Annotated in this window: 12 protein-coding genes; 5 read left to right on the forward strand and 7 right to left on the reverse strand. The window is 64.1% G+C overall.

What is annotated here, in order from left to right; all coding sequences use genetic code 11:
- Positions 1–137: 137 nt before the first annotated feature.
- From C8J24_RS16230 to C8J24_RS16240, 3 genes are all read right to left on the reverse strand, one after another.
- A complete protein-coding gene (locus C8J24_RS16230; protein ID WP_107933987.1) occupies positions 138–1,799 on the reverse strand; it encodes a DUF5597 domain-containing protein in 1,662 nt (553 codons plus the stop codon).
- 41 nt (positions 1,800–1,840) lie between these two features.
- Complete coding sequence (galA, locus tag C8J24_RS16235; protein ID WP_107933990.1) at positions 1,841–4,765, reverse strand: beta-galactosidase GalA; 2,925 nt, start codon at positions 4,763–4,765, stop codon at positions 1,841–1,843.
- Between the two features lie 215 nt (positions 4,766–4,980).
- Entirely contained in the window at positions 4,981–7,776 is a 2,796-nt protein-coding gene (locus C8J24_RS16240) for a TonB-dependent receptor (RefSeq protein ID WP_162235436.1), read from the reverse strand.
- 241 nt (positions 7,777–8,017) lie between these two features.
- Here C8J24_RS16240 and C8J24_RS16245 point away from each other — a divergent pair, with 241 nt between their 5' ends.
- The 3 genes from C8J24_RS16245 to C8J24_RS16255 all read left to right on the forward strand — a co-directional run bounded on the left by C8J24_RS16245 (position 8,018) and on the right by C8J24_RS16255 (position 13,333).
- Positions 8,018–10,414, forward strand: a complete 2,397-nt coding sequence (locus C8J24_RS16245; RefSeq protein WP_107933992.1) for a glycoside hydrolase family 31 protein — start codon at positions 8,018–8,020, stop codon at positions 10,412–10,414.
- 100 nt (positions 10,415–10,514) lie between these two features.
- Entirely contained in the window at positions 10,515–12,146 is a 1,632-nt protein-coding gene (locus tag C8J24_RS16250) for an alpha-L-fucosidase (RefSeq protein ID WP_244180843.1), read from the forward strand.
- Positions 12,147–12,313: 167 nt separating this feature from the next.
- Positions 12,314–13,333 carry a cupin-like domain-containing protein gene (locus C8J24_RS16255; RefSeq protein ID WP_244180791.1) on the forward strand — a complete coding sequence of 340 codons (1,020 nt, stop codon included), beginning with the start codon at positions 12,314–12,316 and terminating at the stop codon, positions 13,331–13,333.
- A gap of 32 nt (positions 13,334–13,365) precedes the next feature.
- Here C8J24_RS16255 and C8J24_RS16260 read toward each other — a convergent pair whose 3' ends face one another.
- Genes C8J24_RS16260 through C8J24_RS16275 form a run of 4 tightly spaced genes read right to left on the reverse strand, consistent with a single transcriptional unit; the run spans position 13,366 to position 19,408 of the window.
- Positions 13,366–14,874, reverse strand: coding sequence for a tryptophan halogenase family protein (locus C8J24_RS16260; RefSeq protein WP_107933997.1), 1,509 nt, complete (start codon positions 14,872–14,874; stop codon positions 13,366–13,368).
- 3 nt (positions 14,875–14,877) lie between these two features.
- Positions 14,878–16,389: a tryptophan halogenase family protein gene (locus C8J24_RS16265; RefSeq protein ID WP_107933998.1), complete on the reverse strand. Its 1,512-nt coding sequence runs from the start codon at positions 16,387–16,389 to the stop codon at positions 14,878–14,880.
- Positions 16,386–17,882 (reverse strand): tryptophan 7-halogenase, encoded by a 1,497-nt coding sequence (locus tag C8J24_RS16270; RefSeq protein WP_146163726.1) that lies wholly within the window; start codon positions 17,880–17,882, stop codon positions 16,386–16,388. The genes C8J24_RS16265 and C8J24_RS16270 overlap by 4 nt, the downstream gene beginning before the upstream one ends.
- A complete protein-coding gene (locus C8J24_RS16275) occupies positions 17,879–19,408 on the reverse strand; it encodes a tryptophan halogenase family protein (protein WP_244180793.1) in 1,530 nt (509 codons plus the stop codon). Before C8J24_RS16275 ends, C8J24_RS16270 begins: the two co-directional genes overlap by 4 nt.
- A gap of 417 nt (positions 19,409–19,825) precedes the next feature.
- Between C8J24_RS16275 and C8J24_RS16280 the strand changes: the two genes are divergently transcribed.
- Positions 19,826–23,113, forward strand: a complete 3,288-nt coding sequence (locus C8J24_RS16280; RefSeq protein ID WP_208620975.1) for a TonB-dependent receptor — start codon at positions 19,826–19,828, stop codon at positions 23,111–23,113.
- A gap of 58 nt (positions 23,114–23,171) precedes the next feature.
- Complete coding sequence (locus C8J24_RS16285) at positions 23,172–23,771, forward strand: CC0125/CC1285 family lipoprotein (protein ID WP_167396793.1); 600 nt, start codon at positions 23,172–23,174, stop codon at positions 23,769–23,771.
- Positions 23,772–24,132 lie beyond the last annotated feature (361 nt).

The following is a 24,132-nucleotide window of genomic DNA, read 5'->3' on the forward strand; positions in this document are numbered from 1 at the left end:
CGCCAGTTAACAGGATGTTGAACAACCGATCTGGCCGACGATAGCTTTCGATGCAACGATTATGACATGGTTCCAATAAGATGACGGCTCTCGTGGCCGGTCATCGAACATGCCGGGTCTGGCGACCGCGGTGCCTCCTAATTCGGATTGCCGACCGGGATGACCGGATTCCCCTTGTAGCTGCCAAGCTTGACGTGGAGCACCTGTGCACGATCGGTGAAGTTGATCCCGTAGTCGGTCTGATCACCGTTCAGCACACGGTCGAACACCCAGTGCCCCTGCGCGTCGTAATGCCCCTCCTCGACCCGATCGTAGAGCATCGAACGCCCGCTGTTCGCATCCGCCAGCGCGAACGAGACGCGCGTATCGAATCCGGTCACGAGATATTCGTCGGGGCCGATCTCGGCGACAGCAAGACCGCCGGTCGGTTGGGGGTTGCCGGTCGGCTTGTCGGTGCCGAACTGATACTGGCCGAACGTCGCGGTGGCGCGGTACTTGCCGAGGTCCATGATCTGCTTGTGCTCGGCCTTCGGATCGGTCGGCTCGGCCACGCCCCAGGTCTTGCCGGCAAAGGCCAGCTTTGCCCATTCCCGCATCATCGGCGCGAACACGCGGTAGTTGCGCGCGAACAGCTCCATCGTCGGCGCGTCCAGCGTCTTCGCACCGAGCGGGAAGTTGTAATAGCCGCTATCGTCCATCCCGAACGGCGCGAAGCCGAGGCCGCCCTTGCCGACCACCGGATAGAAATATCGTGCAAACTCGGGCGCATTGCCCGTCTCCGGGATCAGCAGGGCGTTGTCGGCACGGCCGTAGAGCTTCAGATATTCGAGAAACGCGGCATGATCGCGCGCATAGATGTCGGGCGCGACCAGATCGAGCGACGGCGCCGCGGCCTTGTACACGTCGATCACGTGATGGATCGGCCCACCGCTCGAATAGGTCGTTGCCGCCTGCCGTCCGAAGGCGGAGGCGAGCGCGGCATTGACGTACATCGGCACCGGCTTCACCGCCTTGCCCGCCGCCGCGATCTCCTCGATGTAGCGGGCGATCGACCAGGCGTGGAAATACTCGTCGGCATCGGCGCCGAACACCTGTTTCCAGCTGCCCGCGGGCTTGCGGAATTTTTTGAGCAGCGCCGCCGGGACCGGACCGTCGAAGAGCTTCTGCGCGACCGGCGAGAAATCGCGGACGCTGCCATAGGTACCGGCCTCGTTCTCGGGCTGGACCATGATGACGGTGTTCTGCGGATCGGCGGCCTTCAGATGCTGCATCAGCTTGACGAAGGCGCGCTTGTCCGCCTCCAGCGTCGACCGATGAAGCGGCGACAGCGCATAATGCGTCTCGCCCTTGGCGTTCGTCATCCGCGGGAACCGCGCGTTGTCGAGCTTGACCCAGGCGGGCGCATAATTGGGCGAGGTATTCTTCCACGTCGCGAACCACAGCAGGACGAGGCGCACCTTGTTCTGGCGCGCCTCGGCAAGCAGCTGGTCGAGGAAGGAAAAGTCGAATTGCCCTTCGGTTCGCTCGATCTGCTCCCATGCGATCGGCACCTCGACGGTGTTGGCGTGCATCGCGTGGATCGTCGGCCAGACCTTGGGCAGCATTGCCGTATAATTGCTCGAATTATTGACCTGCGCGCCAAGCATCAGCCACGGCGCGCCATCGACCATCAGCGCGTGATGCCCGTCGCGGGTCACCAACCTGGGTACCTCGGTCGCGGTCTGCGCGTGCGCGGTGCCGGCGAACAGCGTGGCGGCGAGGGTCAGGCCGGCGAGTGTGCGGGAGGAGCGGAAGATCATGATGCAGTACCTCGAACGGGAAACGGGAAAGCCGGCACGGATCAGTCCTCGACGAAGACGAGTCCGCCCAGGCCCGATGCGACCGTGCCGTCGCTTTCGAGCAGGAGGGTGACGATCCGCTCGCCGGGGCCTGGCGGGAAGGCGGCGCGCAGCGTAGTGGCGGCGAAATCGGGCTTCGTCGCGGCGCGCTTGCCGTCGATCCAGATTTCGCCGCGACCGACCAGATCCTTGAACACGATCGTCCCGCCCCGTTCGCGCGTGCCGCGGTGCGGGGTGAGCTTGGCGCGCAGCACGGTCCAGCGGCCACTGCCCTGCGGCGGCTGGATCTCACCCGCGCGGACATACAGCCAGCTGTTCATGTCATTGTCCGCCAGCACGATATCGGGCGACGGTTTGGCGGTGGCGGCAGGCGACTGCCGCCAGTCCTGCACCGTCAGCGTCATGCGGGCGGGCGCGACGGACGGACGGGCCGGTGTCGCCAGGCGGCGCACGGTGCTGGTGGCAGGGCGCAATCCCGCCGCGCTGGCCGAGAGCTTGACGGTACCCGCGCCGCCGCCGCCCGCGCGAACGATGACCTGCGCCAGGCCGTTGAACAGGCGGCGGCGATTGCCCTGTTCGGCTTCGTGGCTGACCGGATCGCCATTGCCGAGGCCGATGATCGCGCCGCCGCTTACCGCAAAGGTGACGTCGAGATTGGCGGTCGGCACATGCCGTCCGCGCGCATCGACCGCGTCGATCGTACAGGGCTGCACGTCCTCGCCATCCGCCGCCATCGCACGCCGGTCGGGCGTGATCCGCAGCGCCACCGGCGCGCCGGTCGTCTCGACCACGCTGCGCGCGACCTCGCGTCCGCCGCGATAGCCGATCGCCTCGAGCCGGCCCGGCGCATAGGGCACCTGCCAGCTCGGCATCGTGTAGCGATCGACCTTCTGCTCGCCGATCAGACCGCCATTAAGCATCAGCCGCACGGACTCGACATTGGTCAGCGCCATCACCTTGATCGCCTGCCCCTCGCGGCCAGGCCAGTTCCAGTGCGGCATCAGATCGAGCAGCGGCACGTCGTCGACCCACTGCGCGCGGTGCAGATAGAAGGCCATCTTGGGAAAGCCGCACAGGTCCATGATCCCGAAATAGCTGCCCGCGGACGGCCATTCGAACGGGGTTGGCTCACCGTGATAGTCGAACCCGGTCCACACGAACGTCCCCGCGACGAACGGCCGCTCGGCAACCGATTTCCAGCCCTCGCGGTGGGTGCTGCCCCAGTCCGCCGGTTCCTCGTCATACGACGCCATCACGTGCGCGGCGCGGTCGGTCTCCCACGCCCCGCGCGTCATGAAACTGCTGGTGTCCTCCGAACTCGTCAGCGGCAGCGTCGGGTTGGCGGCGTGGAACCGGTCATATTGGTCGCGCTGATAGTTGAAGCCGACCACGTCGACCGCCTGGCTGACATTGACCGGCGCGAACATCCCGCTGTTCATCGCCGCGGTGACCGGTCGGCTGTCGTCGAGCGCCTTCACCGCGACCGACATGCGGCGGACCATCTCGTACCCGGCGGGCGTCCCCTGCATCGGTTCCTCGTTGAACACCGACCACATGAACACGCTCGGCCGGTTGCGATCGCGGCGGACCAGCCATTCGAGCTGGTCCATGTAATCGGGGCTGGTGTTGAAGTTGCGGTTCTCGCTCATCACCAGGAAGCCGAGCCGGTCGCACGCGTCGAGCACCTCGGTCGCGATCGCGCTGTGCGCGAAGCGGATCGCGTTGCATCCCAGGTCCTTCAGACGCCGCAATCGCCAGTCCCACAGCGCATCGGGCACCGCGACGCCGACACCGGCGTGATCCTGGTGGTTGCACGTACCCTTGATCTTGAGCGGACGGTCGTTGAGATGGAAGCCCGTCGCGGCGTCGAAGCGCAGTGTGCGAAACCCGATCCGCAGCGTGCGTTCGTCGACGGGCTTGCCGCCGCGCATCAGCCGCGTCCGCAGCGTGTAGAGCGTCGGCGCGTCGATCGACCATAGCAGCGGCGCGGGAACCGGGATGGTCAGCGTCGCGCTGCCCGGCTTCAGCGACGGCAGACGCGCCGCTGCGGTCTGCGTCGTGATCGTGCGGCCGTCGGGATCGATCAGCGACACCTCGATGCTCGCTTCGGCCGGGATCTTGCCGATATTGCCGAGCGTCGCGGTGACGGGCACGCTCCATGTGCCATCGGCGGCGCGGCGCGGGTCGGCGTGGATGCCATCGGTCGCGATGTAGGTCGCATCGCGTTTCGCCAGCCAGACATGGCGGTACAGCCCGGCGCCCTCGTACCACCAGCCCTCCATCGTCTGCGCATCGACCCGCACGACGATGCTGTTCAGATCGTCGCCGAACCGCGCCAGATCGGTGATGTCGACATAGACCGAGTTATAGCCGCTCCAGTTGTGCGCGACGATCGATCCGTTGAACCAGATCGTCGCATTCGTCGCGATCCCGCCGAACTGCAACTCCAGATACCGCCCCCGATCCGCGGGATCGAGCCGCAGCGCGCGCCGGTACCAGCCGAAGCCGCGCCGGCGATAGCCTTGCGAGACATTGGCGCTTTCCTCGAACGGCATCGTCGATGCCCAGTCGTGCGGCAGATCGACCTCGGACCAGTCCGAATCGTCATATTGCATCGCCGCCGCACCCTGCGCCTGCCCCGCCTTGGCGCTGTTGTAGGACCAGCCATGGCCGCGGATTTCCGGCATCGGGATATCGCCGATATGGAAGCGCCAGCTGCGATCGAGCAGCAGCCGGCTGGGATCCTCGACCGTCGCGCGCAGCGGCAGGTCGTCGCGGGTCGCCGGCATCGGCAATGCGCCGATCGCTGGCGCCCGCACCGGTGCAGCCTGCGCGACACCGTCCGCGGCCAGCGCCACGCCGATCGCGGTTCCGCTTCCCAGGAAATGCCGCCGGTTCAGCCGACCCGTCTCGTGCGCATCCGTCATCTCTGGCTTCCTATCCATCGCTGCCGGGCGAGCCCCGTTCGTTGCGCCGTCAATGCTGGCGTTCGCATTCGTCGGACACTGGTGGGCGCCCTGGCGACGGCATTGCAACCCCCACGGCGCGGATCGCGGTGCTGTGCTACAGGTTCAGGTGGCGACATCGCACGGGATCGCGCCTGAAGCCCGGGAGCCTTTCGAGACCCCCGGGCTTCAGCCGGTCAGTAGTTCACGCGGAGCGTCGCGCCGAAGCGGCGATCAACGACCGAATAGTCACGCGGCCGGCTGTCCAGCCCGAAGAACGTCTCACGCCGCGTGTTGAGCAGGTTCGTGGCATCCACCGACGCGGTGATGTTGGGCGTGACGTCGTAGCTGATCGAGGCGTCGAGCTGGCCGAACGCCCGGTCGTAGATCGGCAGATTGCCCGTGCCGCTGGCGGACGTGGTGCGGACGTAATCGTCGCGCCAGTTGTATGCGACACGCGCCGACAGTCCGTATTTTTCGTAGATGCCGACCAGATTGTAGCTGTTCTTCGACAGCCCCTCGAGCGGCACCGAGATCGGCGCGCCGGGGATCGCACCGGCGCTCGGATTGGGCGCCTTGGAATCCACATAGGTGTAGTTGGCCTGCACTCCGAAGCCCGACAGCGGCCCCGGCAGGAAATCGAAGAACTGCTGATAGCCGACTTCGAACCCCTTGATCTTGCCGTTCGCGCCGTTGACCGGCCGGTTGATCTGATATTGCGTGCCGTCGATCACCACCGGATCGTCCACGCGCGCGATGAAGCCGTTGACCGCCTTGTAGAAGGCAGCGGCATAGACCGAGCTGGTCTTGTTGAAATACCATTCGAACGAGACGTCGAGCTGATCGGCTCGCAGCGGCTTCAGATCGGGATTGCCCGACGAGCCCCGCCGGCTGACGGGATCGAACGTCAGTACTGAGTTGAGCAGATTGTAATCCGGTCGCGTCAGGCCCTTCGACGCGGCCAGGCGCAGTTGCAAGGTCTCGGTGATCGGGAAGCGGATGTTCAGGCTCGGCAGGACCGAGGTGTAGCTGTTGGTCTGGTCGATCGGAATGGTCGGACCGCCCGACGGCGTCTGGAAGCCGGCGACGTTGGTCTTGGTATTCACGATGCGCACACCGAGGTTGCCGTCGAACGGCAGGATGGTCTCGGACTTGAACCGCGCGACCCAATAGCCGCCGATCGTCTGTTCCGAAACGTCGTTGCGACCGGTCGGCAGATATTCCGGAACGGCGACCTGGCCATTGGGATAATAGGAGGCGAAGGTCTGGCGCACCGCATTTAGATCGCCACGGATCACGTCGAACGGCGGGATCAGGAAGCTGCCCAGCCCGGCCGCATCGCCGCGGAAGAAGTTCTTCACCGGCACGGGGTTGTAATAGCCCGGGATCGCCGAGAGTGGCGTACGCGGCACGCGTGGCGTATCGAACAAGTCGACATAGCCGAACACCGGATTTTCGACGACCGCGTTCAGCTTGGTGTACCGCACACCCGCCTTGATCGACGTGAAGAAGCCGCCATCCGTCTCATATTCGACGTCCTGCCGTACCGACCATTGGTCGTTGTGGCTGCGGCTGCTGGAATCGAGGATGTAGAGATAGGAGAAGTTCGCCGGATCGGTGAGGAAGCTGGGCGACCCTGCCCCGGTCACGCCGATCACGGGCAGTTTGCCGGTAATGTCGACGCTGAGCGTGTTGGGCTGGTCGCTGCCGACGCCGAGCGCGAAGAATTCCGTCTTCGTGCGACTGTCGACATAGCTGACATCCGTGGTCAGCGTGAGCTGGCTCGACGGATTGAACTTGAGCCCGCCGGAATAGGATGCGGTCTTCGAACGGCGATCGCTGCGATAGGTATTGCCCTCGACGAACACGTTCTGGAACGTGCCGCTCTGGAACTCGCCATTCTCGTCGAACGAGAAGCTGCTCGCCGGCCCCGGCGTGATGGGCGCACCGCCGCGGCCGAACGGGTAGACGAGATAGCCGACCTGGTTGAACTTGTAATTGGCATAGTCGAACTGGCCGTAGACTTCGAGATTGTCGGCAGGCTTCCACTGGACGGCCGCGGAAATGCCGATGCGGCGGCGATCGCCGACATTGTTGAACTGGCCGACGCCGTTGGGCACGATCACCGCGTCGGCGGCATCAGCCGTGCTGCCATTGCCGGTCCGATCGACGATGCCGGTGCGCAGCTGATAGGGCTCGATCGACAAGGCATCGGTGCGATAGGCGCCGCGCTGGAGCGATCCGTTGAGCAGGAAGCCGATCTCGCCCAGACCGGTCTGGTAGGTGTCGGTGATCAGACCCGAGAACGAGGTCTTGGTCTTGTCCGCCAGATCGTGATGTGTGACCCGCGCGCTGCCGCTGATCGTCGGCTTCGAAAAGTCGAACGGCATCCGCGTGCGCAGGTTGACCGTGCCGCCCAGACCGCCCTCGATCACGTCGGCGGCGGGGTTCTTGTAGACGTCGATCCCGGCGAGCAGTTCAGAGGGGATATCCTCAAGGCTGATCGTGCGGCCGTCGCCCGCGGTGAAATAGTCGCGACCGTTCAGCTCGGTACGGACCTGGGTCAGGCCGCGGATCGCGATCCGGCTGCCCTCGCCCTGGTTGCGCTCGATCTGGATGCCGCTGATCCGCTGCAGCGCCTCGGACACATTGTTGTCGGGCAGCTTGCCAATATCTTCTGCAACGATCGAATCGATGATCTGGCTGGCGTTGCGCTTGCGCGCCTGTGCGCTCCGAAGGCTGGCGCGGACGCCGGTGACCACGATGTCTGCATCCGCATTCGCATTCGCAACGTCGCCGCTCGGTGCGACGGTACCCGCTTGCGCGCCCTGATCGATCGGTGACGGGGCGACCTCTTCAGCCGTGTCGGGAACGATAGCGGGCGCCTGCTGGGCGCTCGCGGCTACCGTGAATGCCGAGACAATTGCGAGGGCAGATGCCCCGCTTGCCAGAGCCTTGAGCACACAAGCCGAACGGAATTTTACGCGGTTCAAACACCATCTCCCCAGGATACCGAACGGACCACCGCTCGAAATTTGTGCCGCATTTTGAGCCATGAAGCGCTCTGCGGTCGCAGTGTGGTATCGGTATCAATGGACGAATTGTCTGACAAGTCATATTTTTGGCAGAGAATTCGGTTGATCTGTAGCGCGGACCTGCAATTATACGACAAATTTGCCGCTTAGGCGAAGCTTGCGGTACCATAACGGGCACAGACCCGCGGAGAGGATTTCAATGCATATCGCCCCAGCCCGTGTCGTCACGCAGCCGTCCGACGATTCCCGAAGCACGGTATCGCCGAGCTGGTCGCGCCTGATCGCGCGATTTGCCGTTGGGGTTTCGCTGGCGACGATTGCGACGAGCGGGTTCGCAGCGCCGATCGCGACGGTCGATCGCAACGGCAGCCTGGTTTCGATCGAGGCCTATGCCCCCAACATCGTCCGAGTGACGATCGCGACCGACCGCGGGCAGGTCGACGCCCCCCCGGGCGACGGTCCCAACGCCAAGCCCAATGCCGCAGGCTGGACGTACCGCAACGACGGAGGCGCCGATATCTTCACGTCCGCCGCGCTGTCGCTTTCGGTCGATGCCAAGCCCTGGCCCAAGGCCCCCACGCAGATGGAGCGCTATTTCGCGCCATCGCTGCCGCCGGTGTCGGTGACGATCCGCAAGCCCGACGGCACGATGCTGACGCAGATGACCGGGTGGGAGATGGGGCCGCATACCGTCAACGGCGAAAAGACGTTCCGCGTCGGTGCAAGCTTCGCCTCGCCCGCCGACGAGCATTATTACGGGCTGGGCCAGAACCAGGAAGGCAAGCTCGACCTGCGCGGCCGCACGATCGACTGCCGCCACAATTACGATGCGCCCGCAGGTGAGACGGTCTGCGTGCCCTTCATGGTCACCAACAAGGGCTATGGCATCGTCTGGGACAATCCATCCTCGACCGTCGTGTCCCCCGGCCTCCACAGTGCGACGCACTGGCAGTCGGAAGTCGGCGAGCGCGTCTCCTTCTTCGTCATCACCGGCGCGACCACCGACGAGATCTATGCCGGCTACGCCACGCTGACCGGGACGACCCCGCTGCCGCCAAAGGCCGCGTTCGGGCTTATCCAGAGCAAGGCGCGGTACGAGACGGAGAAGGAACTGCTCGGCATCGCCGACGGGTATCGCAGCCGCGGCCTGCCGCTCGACATCATGGTGCTCGACTGGTTCTACTGGTCGCGCATGGGTCAGCTCGACATCGACCGAACCTATTTCCCCGATCCCAAGGGCATGAACGACAAGCTCAAGGCGATGGGGATGCACTCGATCATCAGCGTCTGGCCCCGGTTCGAAAAGGAATCGCGCTACTTCAATCTGCTGTCGAGCAAGTCCTGGCTGCTGAAGGACAAGGATGGCAACGCCGTCGACGGCCTGCCGATCCGGTCCGATCGTGCAGGCGCCTTGCTCGACAGCACCAACCCCGACGCGCGCAACTGGTTCTGGGAGCGGATCCGCGACAATATCGCCAGCCAGGGCTTCGACTGGTTCTGGCTCGACGAGACCGAGCCCGATCTCGTGCCCGACGGCAGCTTCTATTCGATCGGCTCGGGCGACCGTTATCACAACGTCTTCCCGCTACTCCACACGATGAGCGTCGCGGACGGGTCGGCACGGGATCGCCCCACGATGCGCAACCTGATCCTGTCGCGCGCCGCCTATCTGGGCGCCCAGCGCAATGGCGGGCTGTTCTGGTCGTCGGACATCAAGTCGACCTGGGAGGCGCTGCACCGGCAGGTGCCCGCCGGACTCGGCTTCACCGCGAGCGGCATGGCCTATTGGGGCAGCGACATCGGCGGCTGGCAATGGCCGAACGGGCCCAAGGCGACCCGTCAGGTGCTGCTCGATCCGGCGGGCGCGACCGCGATGGCGCCCGACTATGCGGATTATCCCGAGCTGTTCACGCGCTGGTTCGCCTATAGCGTGTTCACGCCGACCTTGCGGATCCACGGCCAGCGCCCGGCCACCGCGCTCTGGGAATATGGAACCGCGGCCGAACCCGTTCTCGCGAACTTCCTGAAGCTGCGCTATTCGCTGATGCCGTACATCTATTCGCTCGGGCGCCACACCTATGAGAGCAATGCGCCGATGATGCGCGCGCTGTTCATGGATTTCCCGAACGATCCCAACGTCGCCGACATGGGCGATGAATATATGTTCGGGCCCGCCTTCCTCGTCGCCCCCGTCACCGAACAGGGCAAGACCAGTCGCCAGGTCTATCTGCCGGCCGGGGCAGACTGGTATGATTACTGGACCAACCAGCGCTTCACCGGTGGGCAGACCGTCACCGCGAACGCAGCGATCGACAGGATCCCGCTGTTCGTGCGCGCCGGGTCGATCATCCCGATGGGCGTCCAGGTCCCGAGCACCGCGACGGCGCAGTCGCTTGAGGCCATTCGCGTCTATCCCGGCGCGGATGCCAGTTTCGCGCTCTACGACGACGACGGCGTGACCAACGACTATCGGACCAAGGGCGGCCGCAAGGCGACCCTCCGCTGGGACGACAAGACCCGGCGCCTGACCGCGTCGGGCAAGCTGCCGACCGGGCAGGACGCCGGGTCCCTGGTCCAGATCGTGGCACCGAAGTGATCGGTAGCCGCGTCACCGCACGGCTCCTGACCGGGTTGCCGACGGCAGCGGGCGCGCGCGTTGACGGCGCGCCCGCCAGATCCGTCGCAACTCCGTGAGCATCGACCTCAGCCGTCGGTCGGTTCTCGCCGGTATTGCTGCACTCGGACCCGCAACCCATGCGCTCGCACAGAGCCCGATGGGGCTGGCGCGGGGCCCGGTGCAGCCGACCTGGCAATCGCTGGTCGATCACTATCGCTACCCCGAGTGGTTTCGTGATGCGAAGCTTGGCCTGTGGTCGCATTGGGGCCCGCAATCGGTGCCCGAGCAAGGCGACTGGTATGGGCGCTTCATGTATATGCAGGGCCATCCAGCGTACGAACATCACCTCAAGACCTATGGCCATCCGACCCGATCGGGGATGATGGAGGTGATGAACCGCTGGACCGCGGCGCGCTGGGACCCCGACGCGCTGATCGCGCGCTATGCCAAGGCGGGGGCGAAATATTTCGTCTCGCTCGCAAATCATCACGACAATCTCGACTGCTACGACAGTCGCTATCACGCGTGGAATTCGCTCCGCGTCGGGCCGAAGCGCGACGTCGTTGGCATCTGGGAGAAGGCCGCGCGCAAGGTCGGGCTGAAGTTCGGCGTCTCGAACCATGCGGCACATAGCTGGCACTGGTATCAGACCGCCTATGGCTATGATCCGATCGGGCCGCGCAAGGGACAGCGCTACGACGCGTTCACGCTCCGGGCCGCCGATGGCCACGGTACATGGTGGGACGGGCTCGATCCGCAACAGCTCTATACGGGCGCGCACGCGGTCCTGCCGAACGGCATCGACACGATTGCGGCGATGAACGCCTGGCACGATGCGCATGACGGCCAGTGGATCGAGACCCCGCCGCCGAACGACCCGTCCTATGCCGCGAAATGGCTGCTCCGGCAGACCGACCTGATCGACAAATACAAGCCGGACTTCTGCTATTTCGACGATTACGAGCTGCCGTTCGGCCCGATCGGGCTCCAGGCGGCGGCGGATTACTATAATCGGTCGATCGCCTGGCACGGCAAGATCGATGTCGTGCTGACCGCCAAGCAGCTGAAACCCTATGCCCGGTTTGGCCTGGTCCAGGACGTCGAACGCGGCTTCACCGACCATCTGTGGGACGAGCCGTGGCAGACCGATACGTGTATCGGCGACTGGTTCTACAATGTCGCGCGCCTGAACGACAAAAGCTACAAGACCGCCGAACAGGTCATCCAGCGGCTTGCCGACGTGGTGTCGAAGAATGGCAATCTGCTGCTCTCGATCCCGCAGCCCGGTGACGGCTCGATCGACGGCGAAGAGGAAAAGATCCTCGACGGCATGAGCCGCTGGATCGCGATCAACGACGAGGCGATCTTCGGCTCGCGACCGTGGCGGATCTACGGCGAAGGCCCGACCAAGCTGCAGACGGGGATGCAGAACGAGCAGTCTGCGGGGGTGTTCACGCCGCGCGACGTGCGCTTCACCACGAACAAGGGCGCGCTCTATGCGCTGTTCCTCGGCTGGCCACGCGGCGACGTGACGATCGAGGCGCTCGCACGCCACCGCTTCGCCGACGGCGTCGTCGAGCGCATAACGTTGCTCGGCGGCGACCGCATAGCGCACCGCCGCGACCCGCACGGCCTGCATTTCGCAATGCCCGCCGACCGCGGCGACGGCTTCGTTCCGGTCGTCAAAATCGAGGGCCGCGGCCTGATCTAGGGCGTCGGGTTTCTCGGGGCTCGGCCATTGCTCCCCCTCGTGCGGACGTTCGAAGACCGAATACGCGGTCGCCACCAGCTTCCCAGCCAGTTATATCCGGATCCGGAGAAACCTGGGTAGCGCAGCGCCAAACGTCTTGGCGGGGCGGGATGAAAGGATGACGAGGGGTGAGCAATCTGGACTGGGCGCGCCCGCTTGCCGAGCGTGCGCGGGTGGACTCAGCAACGTTCGAAGCCGAAATCCTCAACCGTGGTGAGCCGGTAGTCCTGCGTGCTCAAGTCTCCGCCTGGCCGTCCGTCGCGGCGGCACGCGGCGGCGCCCGGAACGCGGCGCAATACATGGAGAAGTTCGATGGTGGTGTCCCCGTTCAGGTGATGGCGGGGCGGCCCGAGATACAGGGCCGCTTCTTCTACGACGATACCGTCCAGGGCTTCAACTTCAACCGTCAGATGGTTCCGTTGCGGCTGCTGCTGCCGGAATTGCTTCGGTTTGAAAACGATCCCGCGGCGCCCGTCCTCTATGCTGGGTCTGCGCCGACAGGACAGCTCCTGCCCGGCTGGAGCGAGGCAAACCCGCTCGACCTGACGTTACCGGGCGCGAAGGCGCGGGTGTGGATTGGCAACGCGACGCGGATTTCGACCCATTACGACGGATCGGCGAACCTGGCGTGCGTCGTGGCAGGCCGTCGCCGCTTCGTCCTGTTCCCGCCCGAACAGCTCGAAAATCTTTACGTCGGGCCGCTCGATCATACGATGGCGGGGCAGCCGGCGAGCATGGTCGACCCCGATGAACCCGACCTGGAACGCTATCCGCGCTTTGCCGAGGCGATGCGCCATGCGCTGGTCGCGGACCTTGGGCCCGGCGACGCGATCTTCATTCCGGCACTGTGGTGGCATAATGTGCGCTCGTACGAGCCGCTCAACATATTGGTTAATTATTGGGCCGAAGGGCACGAGGCGACGAGCCCGTTTACCGCGATGATCCATGCGCTGATGGCGGTACGCGACCTACCGCCGCGCGAACGCGCGGTATGGCGGAAATGGTTCGATCACTATGCGTTCGACGACGCGGCCGAACGGGTCGCCGATCACCTGCCCGAGGCAGCACGCGGCGTGCTCGGGGCGGCGTCGCCATCGCGGACGGATCGCATCAAGCAGTATCTCCTCCACGCACTAGGCGCGCGATAAGCCTTCCCGGCGTCACCGCTGCCGCCCGGACGTCAGGCCGCAGTGCGACCGATCTGGTCCAGGAACTGCTGGTGCGACGGCATACGGTCGACCGCCAGCCGCATCGCATTTGCGATGTGCGTCATGCGCTTGTCGAGTTCGCCTTCGGGCAGCAGATCGGCGAGCGGATGGTAGCGCCTTGGAACAAGCCCCTGCCCGTGCATGACCGCGAGCCAGCTCGTCTCGCTGAACAGTTCATTGTCGTGGCGATATAGCCGGCCATTCTCGCGAAATATCGCGATGCGCTCTTCGAGCGACGTGGGCAACGCCATGCTCCGGCAGTACCGCCACAGCGGGGAGTCATCGCGGGTGGTGGCGGCATAATGCAGGATAATGAAGTCGCGCACCTGCTCATATTCGACGCGCGTGCGGCGATTATAATAGTCGATGTCGTGCTGGTTGAAACGACGGTCCGGAAAGTTGGTGAGCAGGCGCGCAATGGCCGACTGGATCAGGTGGATCGACGTCGATTCGAGCGGTTCGAGAAAGCCGCTCGCCAGACCGAGCGCGACGACGTTGCGGTCCCAGGCCTTGTGCCGGACGCCGGCCTTGAACTTCAGGAAGTTCGGTTCCGACAGAGGATCACCGTCAAGCGCGGCGTTAAGCCCAGCGAGCGCTTCATCATCGCTCAGGTGATCGGAGCAGTAGACATAGCCGTTGCCGGTGCGGGACTGGAGCGGGATGCGCCATTGCCAGCCCGCCGCCTTGGCGGTGGCGCGGGTGTACGGAAGCGGGTCGGTGGTCCGGCGGCAGGCGCGCGCCACCGCGCGATCGCAGGGCAGCCAATGGCTCCAGTCCTCGAAGCCGGCGCCAAGCGCTTTGCTAATCAGGAGGCCGCGAAAGCCCGAACAGTCGATGAACAGGTCGCCCGCAACGCGGCTGCTGTCCTCCAGTGTCACCGCCTGGACATGACCATTGCCGCTGTCGAGGGCGACATCGACGATGCGCCCTTCGGTGCGCCGTACGCCACTGGCCTCGGCCCGCTCGCGCAGGTAGCGGGCGTAGAGCGAGGCGTCGAACTGGAACGCGTAACTGATCGTCCCGAGCGGCGAGCCGGCGCGGCTGTGGTCGGGACGCTGAAAACGCTGGGCCCGCGCGGCATCGGCGCCGATGCTGAATCGGTCCAGTTCGAGGGCCCCGCCGAGCTGGGCCTGACGAAGCCAGAAATGATGGAAGTGCAAACCCTCCATTTCCTGACCATAGGTGCCGAACGGATGAAAATAGCGGTCGCCGATGCGACCCCAATCGACGAACTCGATCCCCAGCTTGAACGTCGCAGCCGTGCGGCGGACGAAGTCGTCCTCGTCGATCCCGAGCAGCCGATTGAAATATTGCAGGTGCGGGATGGTCGCTTCGCCGACGCCGACCGTGCCGATCGCCTCCGACTCGATCAGCTCGATCTCGACCGCGCGACCCAGGACGCGGGACAGGGCTGCAGCCGCCATCCAGCCGGCGGTGCCGCCACCGACCACCACGATCCTGCGAATGGCAAGTTCGTCCATCGCTCAGCCCTCCGTCGCGGCGCAGTAGGACGCGATGAAGCTCGCATGTGTCGGCATGCGCGATGCAGCGTCCTTCATCGCCGACGCCATGGATTGCAGGCTGTTCGCCACGTCGCGCGCGGGCAGCGCTGCGACGATCGGATCGGATCGTTCGGGCATGATTCCCTGGCCCAGCATGACCGCCACCCAGCTCGGGCGGGCAAAAAGCTCGTCATCATAGCGGAAGATGCGCCCCGTTTCGCGGAACAGCTCCATCTTGTGCCGGAGGCTGTCCGGCACGGTCATGGTCCGGCAATAGTGCCAGAACGGCGTATCGTCCCTGTTCGTCGCGACATAGTGCAGCACGATAAAGTCGCGCACCTGCTCGAATTTCTTCTGCATGTAGCGGTTATATTCTACTCTGAGTATATCGGGAATATCCCCGTTGGGGAAAAGCGATATGAAGCGGCTGATCCCTTCCTGGATCAGATAGAGCGACGTCGACTCAAGCGGTTCCAGAAAACCAGCCGCCAACCCGATAGCGATACAATTGCCGCGCCAGAACTGCCGCCGGTGCCCGGCCTTGAAACGGATCGAGCGGGGCTCTGCGAGAAGCGCGCCCTCGACCCCCTTGCGCAGGACCCTCTCCGCTTCGTCATCGTCCATGAAGCTTCGACTGTAGATATGGCCATTGCCCACGCGGCGTTGCGTCGGGATCCGCCACTGCCAACCGGCGGGGCGCGCCGTGGACCGGGTATAGGGCGGAGGCGGTCCGACATGCGCGCTCGGCACCGCCAGCGCGCTGTCGCACGGGAGCCAGGCGCTCCAGTCGACGAAATCGATGTCCAACGTCTGCCCGGTCAGCAGCGCGCGAAATCCCGTACAGTCGAAGAAGAAGTCGCCCTTGACGTGCGCACCCGAGTCCATCGTCACGGCGGCGATGCCGTCGTCCTGCGCGGTCAAATGAACCTCTTTCACCACGCCCTCAATGCGCTTGACGCCCCGCTTCTCGGCGTAACGCCGCAGATATCGCGCGTACAGCGTCGCATCGAAATGATAGGCATAGCGAAGATGCGAGAACACCGATCGCGGGTTCGGGTCAGGCAGGGCGAAGCGACCCGCGCCGGCGGCAACCGCGGAGAGGCTGTAGTCCTCGATCGGTGCAGTGCCGCCCTCCCTGTTCAGGCGCAGCCAATATTGGTGGAAATCGATCCCCTCCATGTCGACACCGTGCTGGCCAAAGGGGTGAATGTAGCGGTCGCCCTTGTGACCCCAGTCGACGAACTCGATCCCGAGTTTGAACGTCGCCTCGGTGGCACGCATGAACTCGGCTTCGCTGATGCCGAGCATCTGGTTGAAGACCAGCATGTCCGGAATGGTGGCTTCTCCGACACCAACGGTGCCGATCGCATCGGACTCGATAACGGTGATGGACACGTCCTTGGTTTGAACAAGGCTGGAAAGCGCGGCGGCGGTCATCCAGCCGGCCGAGCCGCCGCCGACGATGACGATGGATCCTAGGGGGGCCTGCGTCATTTGCGTGGATCCTGGCGGAGATAGCGTTCCAGTTGCGTCATGTAGACGTGGTTCGACGGCAACGCGGCGGCGGCATTCGCGACCTGCTGTGCCGCATCGTCGAGATAGCGGCGTACCCGTTTCGCGTCGGCGCGGTCTGCCAGACGATCATGGCGTCGCGGACGTCGGCCGATACCGAAGTGCATGATCAGCCAGTCCTCGGGATGAAAGGGCTCGAGATCGTAGGAGACGAGCAACCCGCGTTCGGCGAACATTGCGAGCTTGTGCTCGAGCTCCGCGTCCGGCGTGTCGCGGGCCGCGCGCCAGAAATCGCTGTCCGGCAAGGCGGACGTTTCGAGAAGCGCGCGGGTGAAGCGCATCGCGTGATGGTGATCCTCGCCATGCCTGCGGTTATACTCGCGTTCCTCGACGGTCATCGACGCCGTCGAAACGGGGATCAGCGTCATCAACCGCTCGATGTCGCGTTCGAGCAGCATCATGGGCGCCGGTGTGAGGGGCTCGACGATGCCGGCCGCGTGCCCGATACCGACACAGTTCCCCGCCCAGGCCCGTTGGCGCCGCCCGAGCGTCGCAGACGCGCTCAGCCCGCCTCTCGCGTTGCACGACGCAGTTGCATCGGAGACCGTCAGCGATCGCGTCGACCCACGCAGCGGGGTCTGTGCCGCCCAGCCCTTGTCGTGAAACGACACGCTGCGGACCGGCGGGCCGAGCCGGGCCTCGGCCACGTCGTCTGCGGAGATCTGCAGCGCGCGCCCGCCCAGCCACGCGGGATCGAGCCGGGATAGAAGTTCGGCCGACGGTCCGCTGCAATCGAGATACAGGTCGGCCGTCACCATGTCGGCACCATCGAGTGCGATGCCGGTGATCGCTCCGTCGCCCACCGCGACCCGGGTCAGCGCCCCCTTCAGATGGTGGATGCGGCCGGGCGGTACGGCGGCGGCGAAACACCGGGCGTGGCTTGCCGGGTCGAAATGGTAGCCATATTCCGCACGCGCCAGCGGCTGCTGACCGGCAGCACCAGGTGATCGCGGGGGATGCGCAAACGTGCCCCGGCTTCCGGCGACGGCACCGAGAAGAAACGGGTCGAGCCGCGTCATGCCCTGTTGTACCAGATACTGGTGCATCAGGACGCCGTCGATCACCGGCAGCGCCAGGTTGAAGCACTGGATCCAGGATCGCCCGCCTTCAGCCCAGTGCACATATTTGCTACCCCAGGAGAAGGCGGCGGAACTGCCAAGTACGAGAGCGGGCTCGGTGACACCGGCCGCCAGGTTGAACGCATAGCTGCCTGGACCGGAGACGGTGCCGTAGAAAAGGTCGGCGCAGCGGTGATCGCTATCGATCTCTGCAAGCGTGACCCGCACCGTGTCCGGGAGATGGCGCGCAAGCGTCGCCACTGTCATCCAGGCGGCAAGCCCTCCACCGCAGACCACGATGTGCCTGATGTCGTTACCCGGCGTAAATGCAACAGGTGTTCCCGGTGCGCCGATCAAGCCCCGGCAACGGCAAGACGCGCCGCTCCTCCGCTTTCCCGGATAAAGGCGGTGTGCTCGGGTGTCCGCCGTACCGCAGCATCTACCTTGGCGCGCACGTCCGATGCTCTGGCCGTCAGAGCATCGATGCTCATGCTCTCGACGCGCGGATCATGCCGGTCGGGAACGAGATTCTGACCCAGGAACACCGCGACCCAGCTCGGCGACAGGAAAAGGCCGAACTCGTACTGGATCAGGTGACCGCGCGTACGCCAGGCATCGATCCTCTCGGACAGGCTGTCGGGAAGGCGGAGATTGCGGAAATGGCGCCACATCTCGGAGTCGTCGCGTTGCGTCGCGACGTAATGCAGCAGCAGGAAGTCGCGGATGCGCTCATAGTGAAGGCCTATGCGCCGGTTATATTCCGCGATGTCGCGCGCCCCGAACCCCTTGTCCGGGAAGACCGCGAGCAGTTCGGTGATGCCATCCTGGATCAGGTTGATCGACGTCGACTCGAGCGGCTCGAGGAAGCCGCCTGCCAGCCCGATCGCCACGACGTTCTTTTTCCAGAACTCGCGCCGCCGCCCCGTCGTGAACGACAGCCGGCGCGGTTCAGCCTGCATCGGTGCGTCGAGCCCGGCAACGAGCTGGTCATGCGCCTCGTCATCGGAAATGAAGCTGCTGCAATAGACATGGCCGTTGCCGACACGGTGTTGCAGCGGGATCCGCCACTGCCACCCAGCGGTGCGTGCGGTCGCCCGGGTGAACGGGCGCAGCGCGCCATTGCTCTGCGTCGGGACCGCGATCGCCCGATTGCACGGCAGCCATGCGCTCCAATCGTCATAGCCGCTCTGCAGGGCGGTCTCGATCAGCAGTCCACGAAATCCGGAGCAGTCGATGAACAGGTCGGCGGATATCGTCGTGCCGTTCGTCAGCACGACATCGCGCACAAACCCGGTTTCACCGTCCTGTACGACCCTGACCACCCTCCCCTCGGTGCGCGACACCCCCCTTTTCTCGGCAAAGCTTCGGAGAAATTTCGCATAGAGCCCCGCGTCGAACTGGTAGGCGTAACCAAAGGTCGACTCGACGGCGTCCAGGTCACCAGAGGGCCGTCGAAAGCGGCCCTGCTCCGCGGCGATGACCGGGTAACTATATTCGTCGATCCGGCTCCGGTCTCCCGATTGGCGCAGCTTCAGCCAGTATTGATAGAAGGGCACGTCGTTGGTCGTCGGCCCGAAATCACCGAACGGGTGGATATATCGATCGCCGCGGCGGCCCCAGTCGCAAAACTCGATCCCCAGTTTGTAGGTGGCCTCCGTCGCCCGCATCATTTCCGCTTCGTCGATGCCGAGCGCGAGGTTGAATGCTCGAATATGCGGCAGCGTCGCTTCGCCAACGCCCACGGTGCCGATCTCGTCCGACTCGACCAAAGTGATCGCTATCGGGAGGCCCGCCAGCTTGGCCGCCAGGGCGGCCGCGGCCATCCATCCTGCGGTGCCGCCGCCGACAATGCAGATGCTGCTAATGTCAGACTGTTCTGCCACGAACGCCCACCACGTATCTTGCGGGTGCACCACAATATGGCATCGCCGCTGCCCCTCCTGTTCCCCGCGCCTATTGGCGCCTTACGCCTGATTAAAGCCTGAGCTCGGGAAGGCAAGCGCGGTCGCGAACGTCGGCAAGTGATTAAAAGACAAGCATTCTGTCGCAATATTCAGGTCTTGATTGTCGCAGAAAGCGGACGTAGCATTACTCTTACATTTGACGACCGGTCGTGATGAAGAGCTCAAAAGCTCAGATCACTCAGAAGCTGGCGCAGGTGAGGAGGAAGCCCGGAACAAACCGGACAAAGAGGGGATGCTGTGATGCAAAATTCGGTTTTTCCGGCGTTATCAAGCTCGACCAAGCGCTTTCTGCTTTCGACTTCGGCGCTCTCGATAGCGTTGATCGGGTCACCAGCCATGGCCCAGACGGTTTCGTCACCGGCAAACGAGCAGACCTCGCCGCCGAAATCCGGTTTGCCGGATACCGACCCGGCGACCGCGCCTCAGACGACCGAGCTCGACGAGACGACGACCGAGGACATCGTCGTAAGGGGCATCCGCGCCGCACTCGAAAGCGCGAAGGACATCAAGCGCAACGCCGACACGGTCGTCGACTCGATCACAGCCTCCGACATCGCCACCTTGCCCGATCTGTCGGTGGCAGAGGCGCTCGGGCGCGTCCCGGGCGTGACGATTTCGCGGTTCGCGACCGGCGGCGCGTCACCCGACTTCCCCTCACCCGAAGGCCAGGGCAACCTGATCCGCGGTCTGGGCTTTGTCCGCTCCGAGTTTAACGGCCGCGACGCGTTCAGCGCCAATGGCGGGCGCGTGCTCGATTTCTCGAGTATTCCGCCGGAGCTCATCGGCGCAGTCGATGTGTACAAGAACCAGACGGCCGATCTCATCGAGGGCGGCATCAGCGGCACGATCAACCTGCGCACCCTGGAACCATTCGATCGCCAGAAGCCGTTTCTCGCGATCTCGGCGGACAATACCTACACCGACCTTCGTAAAAAGTCGTCGCCGTCGGGCAGCATCACGGGCGGCAGCAGATGGAAGACGGGGATCGGTGAATTCGGCGTGGTAGCGTCGGTTTCGCGGTCAAAGCTGAGTTCGCGTATCAACGGCTGGCAGCAGAATTCGCCGTTTCCGCGCGTGCTCGACGCGACCGGCAACGTTCCGCAGACAAGCCTGACCGGCGCGGCGAAGCTGTCCGAGTTCACGGGCGTCGATCCGTCACGCATCCTTGGTACGACGCCGGGATTTCAGTTGCGTACAAACGATGTCGATCGTGATCGTCGAAGCTACTACGGCGCGCTGCAGTGGAAGAATGATACGCTGCAACTCACGGCCAAGTATATCCGGGTCGAGGAGGACACGGACAGCATCGAGCGGACGTTCGAGTGGTTCCCCGAGCACGATACGGGCACGACGGCGGGAATCAGCAACCTCAGCGTGAAGCCTGGTTTCGGATCTGATGGTGTCGCCATGTGCAGCGGCGCGGGCGGCTTTCCCTCGAACCCTGGCGACTGCGAGACGCTGATCCCGATCCGCGGCGGTCTGATGGAATCAGGCTTCGTGACCAATAGGATCGATGCCTGGACGGGCGCGGTCGGATCGCCGGTCGGATCGCTTGGCATCGGCAGGACAGAAGAAAGCAAGACCGAGGATTTCAGCCTCAATCTGCGGTGGCAGCCGACCGAACGCCTGCTGGTGACGGTCGACGGACAATATACCAAGGCAAGCGCACGGCAGCGTCAGATCTGGGGCGGCTTCAACACCTATCTCGACTGGCAGATTGCGCCCGATCTCGACAATCCGCGGATCGCGTTCTCCGTCAATCCGGCCCATCGCTTCAATCCGGGCAATACGCGGTTCAGCGGCGACAGCGATGCCAATCCGCTCGCATCGCCGACATCCGCCGGCGATCTGAACGGCGCGACCTGGCAATTCGCGGCCGACCAGTTCCAGGTCGGCAAGGGCGATCTCTACGCCTTCCGTGCCGATACCGCGTACGACGTGTCGGGGAGTGACGGACTTGCCGGCTGGTTCGACAGCGTCAAATTCGGCGGTCGCTACTCCGAGCGGAGCCAGACGAACTCGGAAATGGCGCTGAACTGGGGTGCCATCTCGCCTGCATGGGATGGCCGCGGCGGTTACGGCGTGGTCGGCACCTTTCAGGAACCGACCAAGGCTGCAGAAGCCATCAGCTTCGCCAACTTCTTCCGGGGCGGCGTGGTCGAAGGTCCGAACCAGACCTTCGTCTTTGCGAACTCCGCACTTCTCAACGACTATTCCGCATTCCGCAAATATCTGAACGCAGAGCCGCAGCTGGCAAACGGCAATTACAACTGGGTGCCCAGGGGTACGGACGACGGCAGCAAATTCGGGGTCCCCATATTCCGCCCCGAGGACACGTCCAACATCACGGAGCAGACGGCGAACGCGTACGCTCGCCTTGATCTCAAGCACGAGTTCGACAACGGCATGTCGATCGCCGCAAACTTCGGCGTCCGATACGTCCGCACCAAATTGCGATCGACCGGGTTCCAGGCGTTCCGGCCGTTCGTGGCCGATGCCCAGACACCCGCGTTTGCGGACACCGATGGCGATGGTGTCCTGGAGCGGACCAGAACCGATGATGCGGAGAGCCGCGACGATCCCGCGGACTTCCTGCCCCAGTCGATCGCGTACGGGGCTCAGGCGGCCGTACCGATCAGCTTCAAGCAGACCAACGAGAACTGGCTTCCGTCCTTCAACCTGCGCTGGAATGTCGACTCGCAGCAACTCGTGCGGTTCGCGTACAGCAAGGGGCTGAGCCGGCCGAACGTACAGGATCTGCGTGCGTCGCAGGAATATGTCGTGACCACGAACCGCGTGAACTTCCCGCCGATCACCGATGAGAATGACCCGTTGTTCGGCATCGATCGTGGTGCCCAGAACATCACGGCAGGCGACATCCGCGTGAATCGCGGAAACCCGCTGCTGCGACCGACCACGGCCGACAGCTTCGATCTCTCGATCGAGCGCTATTTCCGCGGGGGATATTTCTCCGTCGCCGGATTCTACAAAAGCTTGTCGAATATCGTCACGAATGGCGATCTGGCGCTGGGAACGACGACGCTTGACGGGCAGACGGTCAATATCATCTACAATGGCCAGGTGAATCAGGCCAAAGCGAAGGTCAAAGGCATCGAGGTCAGCTACCAGCAGTTCTTCGACAAATTGCCGGGCGTGCTGAGCCATCTCGGCTTCCAGGGAAACTATACCTATATCGACTCGTCGACGACACCGCCTGCAAACGGCGTCGACAGTGATGGCGACGGGAATGTCGATGACCAGACGACCTTTTTCCGGTTCGGCGTCGATGATCTTCTTGGACAATCCGATCACATCCTCAACGTGGTCGGAATTTATCAGGACTCCGCGCTCGAGATGCGTCTGGCGTATAACTGGCGCTCGAAATATCTCACGACCTACCGCGACTATGTGACGGGCAACCCCGTCTACAACTCGGCGGCCGGGTTCCTTGACGCTTCGGTTCGATACAGGATCGGCCCCCTGACGCTGCGCACGTCAGTCGCCAACATCCTCGACACGAAGAGCAAGGCGCGCGTTCAAATCGACCAGAGCGGACAATTGTATGATCGGTTCAGTTTCCTGAACGATCGGCGAATCGTCTTCGGCATCCTGTTGCAGTATTGAAGCTATGCGATCGGGACGGTCGAAACCGTCCCGATCTCCTTTCGTGATGGAGGGCATGATGAAATATGCAGTCGTGATAGTAGCGGCATTGATCTGTACCCCGGCTGTTGCGCAAAAGGGGTATAAGGCAGCGAAGGCTGCAAGTGACGTCGGCTATCAGTCGTCTATTGGCGCTGACGGCAGGGTAACCATCGTCTATACTGGCGCGAAGGGCGCAAAGCCCGATGATGTCGCCAAATTCGCCATGTTGCGGGCGGCGGAACTCACCCAGGATGCGGGTAAGGAGTGGTTCGCCGTCATCAAGGCCGAGACGCGCGACCTTGCTGCCGGTGGCGGCTCCGACCTGCGCGACAAAACCGGCCCGAGCTTCTCGACAGGGACCGGCGCCAGCGCTTCTATGGGTTCGGCCAGTCAGGCGGGCAGCCCTCCAGGGGTGGCCGATGCAGCCGTGCCAAATGGCCCTACGACGGGTGGTTTTGGCGGCGGTGACGTTCCCTATCAGGTGTTGGAACGCTGGCGTCCGAGCCAGTCTGCACAGACCACGGTCGTGATCCAGATGGGATCGGGCGACCAGGCTACATTCCCAGGACTCAACGTGCAGCCGACAATCTATGCTGCTGCGGACGTGATCGAACAGATACGGGGAAAACGCAAATAACGAGCAGCGTGCCGATCGGACACCCTCGATCGACCGGTACACTGGTCGCTAACACCCCCCCTTGGGGCGGCGCACGGCCGCCCCGTTTTTTCGTGGGACGCAGGCTCGGTCGGGTCGGGCGGCTCCGACTTTCGGCGATCGACTATCCGCGATCCTGACAAACCAATGCGAGAGAAAGCCAGCGGGCGCCGGATGAGACGCGCCCCGTTTTTCCCCTCGATTTGGAACCGGGATCCGCACTCGGAATGGACGGGTAAAGCAGCAAATCATTGGCATTCTGAAGACGGGCGCGGTGGTGACGCATGGGAAGCTATGGCAGAGAGGCCGGGAATGCAGGCGTTTGTTCGGCCGCATCTGCAGG

Origin of the sequence: Sphingomonas aerolata, from assembly GCF_003046295.1 — a bacterium.
GTDB lineage: Bacteria > Pseudomonadota > Alphaproteobacteria > Sphingomonadales > Sphingomonadaceae > Sphingomonas > Sphingomonas aerolata.